This window comes from Kitasatospora sp. NPDC101447 (assembly GCF_044767225.1).
Lineage (GTDB): Bacteria > Actinomycetota > Actinomycetes > Streptomycetales > Streptomycetaceae > Kitasatospora.
Map to the genome: position 1 here is coordinate 1 of NZ_JBIWNL010000081.1, position 4,251 is coordinate 4,251.

Annotated in this window: 4 protein-coding genes and 1 pseudogene; 2 read left to right on the forward strand and 3 right to left on the reverse strand. The window is 72.6% G+C overall.

Annotated features, from left to right (window positions below):
- Positions 1–142: 142 nt before the first annotated feature.
- From ACIRST_RS42295 to ACIRST_RS42305, 3 genes are all read right to left on the reverse strand, one after another.
- The gene (locus ACIRST_RS42295) at positions 143–1,243 is read right to left on the reverse strand and encodes a TolB family protein (RefSeq protein ID WP_402810112.1); all 1,101 of its coding nucleotides are present in this window, start codon (positions 1,241–1,243) and stop codon (positions 143–145) included.
- 425 nt (positions 1,244–1,668) lie between these two features.
- A complete protein-coding gene (locus ACIRST_RS42300; protein ID WP_350526846.1) occupies positions 1,669–2,439 on the reverse strand; it encodes a lysophospholipid acyltransferase family protein in 771 nt (256 codons plus the stop codon).
- Between the two features lie 275 nt (positions 2,440–2,714).
- The gene (locus tag ACIRST_RS42305; protein WP_396553973.1) at positions 2,715–3,140 is read right to left on the reverse strand and encodes a DUF4395 domain-containing protein; all 426 of its coding nucleotides are present in this window, start codon (positions 3,138–3,140) and stop codon (positions 2,715–2,717) included.
- Positions 3,141–3,359: 219 nt separating this feature from the next.
- Between ACIRST_RS42305 and ACIRST_RS42310 the strand changes: the two genes are divergently transcribed.
- Together ACIRST_RS42310 and ACIRST_RS42315 are read left to right on the forward strand one after the other, a co-directional pair.
- On the forward strand, positions 3,360–3,773 hold the full coding sequence (locus tag ACIRST_RS42310) for a thioredoxin family protein (protein ID WP_350526844.1): 414 nt from the start codon (positions 3,360–3,362) through the stop codon (positions 3,771–3,773).
- 302 nt (positions 3,774–4,075) lie between these two features.
- Positions 4,076–4,251, forward strand: a pseudogene (locus ACIRST_RS42315) (electron transfer flavoprotein subunit beta); the annotation flags it as partial.

A 4,251-nucleotide genomic window follows, 5' to 3' on the forward strand; every position in this document is an offset into this window, starting at 1 on the left:
AGCTAAGCCTCACAGCGCCGATGGTACTGCAGGGGGGACCCTGTGGGAGAGTAGGACGCCGCCGAACAATCATTGCTGAAGAACCCCCATCCGGAATCCGGATGGGGGTTCTTCGCGTTTCCGGGCCCTTTTGGCCGTCGGTTCACTCGTCGTCGGACTGCGGTTCCTCCGTCGGCTGCTGTCCCTGTGCCTGGGCCGCGGGCCCGGCTGCCTCGGCCGTGGCTCCGGCCGTGGCAGCCGGTGCGGCGGGGAGTTCGGCGGTGCCCCAGGCCGGACGGTTGAGCCACTTGTCGGCGGTGGTGGTGAGGCGGGCGACGCCGGTGCCGTCCGGCCGCATGCTGTACAGGTCGGCGCCGGCGCCCGCGGGAGCCTGGGCGAAGACGATGGACTGACCGTCGGGGGCGAAGGCGGCGGCTCCGTAGAAGGCGTCGGAGGGCGCGGGGGTGAGGGCGCCGACGGCGGTGCCGTCGGGGTGGATGGTGTAGATGCCGCCGCCGGGGGCGTTCTCGGGGCCGGCCGGGTAGGTGGTGAAGAGGATCCGGGTGCCGTCGGGGGACCAGTCGGCGCGGTCGCCGGCGCGCAGTTCCCAGGGGGTGAGCTGACGGAGCCCGGTGCCGTCCGCGCTCACGACGTAGATGGCGCGGCTGTTGGCGGGCTGTCCGGTGGCGCTGGTGCGGTACTCGAAGGTGAGCTGCTTGCCGTCGGGGGACCAGCTGGGGTTGCTGACCGAGCCGGAGTAGGGCTTGTCGTTGGTGAGGAAGGTGAGCCGCTGGACGTCGGTGCCCTCGGGGCTCATCAGGTAGAGGTCCGAGTACTGGGAACGGGTCTTGTCGGCCGGGTCCTGGGCGCCCCAGGTGCGGCTGAAGGCGAGCTGCTTGCCGTCGGGGGAGAAGGCGGGGGCGCGTTCGTCCTCGTTGGCGCAGTCGGCGCCGCCGCTGGAGCTGTCGCAGAGCTGGCTGATCTGGTGGGCGCCCTCTCCGGAGGTGGCGACCGTCCAGAGGCGGGCGACGCCGCTCTGTGGGTCGGTGCGGTCGAAGGCGACGGTGGTGCCGTCGGGGGACCAGTCGGGGCGGTCGTCGCGCGCGCGGTCCGGGGGCTGGGTGATCTGGTGCTGGCCGCTGCCGTCGGGTGCGAGGGTGACGATGGCGCTGGTGCTGCGGGAGGTGTCGGTGTAGGCCCGGCTGACGATCAGTCCGTTGTGCGCAGTGACTGCGGCGGGTGCTCCCGCTGCTGCGTCGACCACGGCGGACGTCGGCTCGGGGGTCGCGGTGGGGGACTCCGGCCGGATCTCCGAGAGGGGGATCTCCCCGGGCTCGGCCCCGCAGCCGGTGAGCAGGGCACCCAGAAGCAGAAGGCCCGCACCTGCGCTTGCGCGGGTGCGGGCCCTGCTCGTGGGTGACTGCCCTGTGCCGGTGATCCGTGCCATCTCCGCCTCCGACCTCTGCGATCCTTGCCGACCGCATCGACGTGTGCCCCCGTCGCCGATTCAGGACGAAGGCCCCTGAAAGGAGCTGTCACTGTGTCAGAGCGAGGGTGTCGAGCGCCGGGCGACACGCGACGGATCGCGTTCGCTCGGCCGCATGGAGTAACCCCGCGGAGTGGCCGCGGGGAACAACCGTGCGGAGGATCGGGCCGGAGTGCGGACGGAGCAGCGGGAGGCGGGAGGGGTCAGCCCCGGGCGGCGCGGCGCTCGGCCTTGGCGAGGGCCTCCGCCTCGTCCTCGGCCTCGGCGACCTCCAGGGTGGGCGCCGTTCCGCCGAGCTGGGCGGGCAGCCACCAGGTGTCGTCCGGGCCGGAGGGCTTGCCGGGGTACTCGCGCTGGGCCTGGTCGAGCATCTCGCTCATGGCGGCGCGGAGTCTTCTGGTGACCATGACGGGCTTGTCGTCCGGCCCGAGGTGAATCGGTTCGCCGATCATGATCGTCACCGGGACGTGGCGCTTGGTCAGGGTCTTCGGGCGGCCCTTGGTCCAGAGCTGCTGGGTGCCCCAGAGGACGACGGGCAGCAGCGGGGCGCCGGAGTCGGCGGCCATCCGGGCAGCGCCGGTCTTGAACTTCTTCAGCATGAACGAGCGGCTGATCGTCGCCTCGGGGAACACCCCGACGACCTCGCCGGCCTTGAGGGCGCGCACGGCGGCCTCGTACGCGGGCTGGCCGTCGGCGCGGTCCACCGGGATGTGCTTCATGCCGCGCATCAGCGGGCCGGAGATCCGGTGCTTGAAGACGTCGTCCTTGGCCATGAAGCGGGTCTTGCGCTGGCCGCCGCGGTAGGCGCCGAGGCCGGCGAAGAGAAAGTCCAGGTAGCTGATGTGATTGCTGACCAGTACCGCTCCCCCCCTGGCGGGGATGTGTTCGGCGCCCACGATCTTGATCCGCACGTCGAGCGCGCGGAAGGCGGTGAGTGCGGCGCCGATCACCGGCGGGTACACGAACTCTGCCACGGTCAGTCCTGACTTCCACGGGCCGGAGCCCGGTTCGGCGGGGTCCCGCGACGTTGCGCGGCCGGTGCCGACCGGAGCACGGCACGCCGCGGCGGTCACGGGTGATTCACGGAGATGATCCCCCGAACGAGTGCCTGCTGTCACCTGAGGCGTGCGGTCAAGCCGATTTTCCCGGTGTGATCTCCGTGATGAATTACTACGGGAACTTTTCCGCTGCCCGGGCTTGGCTGTCGTGGGAGCGGGCCGCAGGGGGCGGGCCGGTGGTGGCGGCCGGGTCAGGCCCCGGCGGTGAGGCGGCCCTGGGCGCGCCGGACGACCGGATAGAGCTCGCAGCCGACGCAGTAGCCGAAGGCGGCGTTGAGGAAGGCGGCGGCGAGGCCGGCCGAGGTGGCCAGCAGGCCGAGCCAGGTCACCCCGGTCACGTGGCCGAGTACGCCGATCGCGGCGAACACCATGAGGATCCCCTGGCCGAAGCGCAGCGGCCGTTCGTCCTCGGTCTCGGAGGGCGGGGCCAGCCGGGGCAGGACGAGGATCCGGAAGATCCAGTCGTACGGGGAGAGGCGTAAGCCGCCGAGGGCCCCGAGGGCGAAGACCACGGCCTGGCCGGCGAGGAGGGCGCTGCTGCCGGTGAGGAGGACGACGATCAGGACGGCCGAGGTGAGCGCGGCGGAGAAGCGGGGACCGCGGGGGTCGGTCTGCACGGGGGCTCCGGAGGGGTCGCGACGGGCGGCAGCGGCGGGCGGTGGCGACTGGGGCGTCAGCGACTGCGGAGGTCGATGGCCCGGCCCGGGGCGGTGACGCGGCGGGCGGTCGGCAACGGCGGTGAGGAGCGCTCGGAGTCCACCGGCCGATCGTACGCGGCCCGCCCCGGGCGGTCGACCGTCTTTCGGGGGCCGCCCGGGCTGGCGCAGACTGGGGGGATGACCGGGCTGGTGGTGTGCGTCGTCGTGCTGGCGCTGGCGACCACGTTCGGGCTGCTGCGGGCCTGGCACGACGGAAGGATGAGGGTGGGCTCCAAGGACGGGACGGTACGGCTGTCGGAGGCCGAGCTGGGCGGGCCGCTCGGCTCGCGGGCGACGCTGGTGCAGTTCTCGACGGTCTTCTGCCAGCCCTGCCGGGCCACCCGGCGGGTGCTCGCCGAGGTGGCGGGCATGGTCGAGGGGGTCGAGCACGTCGAGGTGGACACCGAGGCGCGGTTGGAGTTGGCCCGCCGCCTGGAGATCCGGCGGACGCCGACCGTCCTGGTGCTGGACGCGGACGGCCGGGTGGTGCGCCGGGCGGCGGGGCAGCCGCGCAAGGCGGACGTGATCGCGGCGCTCGGTCAGGCGGTCTGAGGAATCCCCGTCGGGGTGTCGACCCGTGGCTGCGGTTCCCCGCCGGGGCGGAATCCGGTCGCGGTTGGTCCGCCCCGTCGGGTGGAGTCGGCCCCCGCCTGGGGCAGGATGGGCGCAGGCGGCGGGCGCGGGTGCCCGGCGTAAGCTACTGGCCAGTAGTGACCACTGGGCTACCGGCGAGTATGCTGCCAGGAAGTTCCGGACCGGCACGGGAATTCGCTGCCCGGAGCGGGTGTGTTCCGTGTTCGCGCCCGCTTGCACAGCCGCAGCCGCCGGACGAGACCAGTACAGGAGACAAGGCCGTGAGCTTGAGGATCGTTGTCTGTGTGAAGTACGTGCCGGACGCGACGGGTGACCGTCGTTTCGCGGACGACCACACCACGGACCGGGAGGGCGTGGACGGCCTCCTGTCGGAGCTGGACGAGTACGGCGTGGAGCAGGCGCTGCGGATCGCGGAGGCGAACGAGGGCGCCGAGGT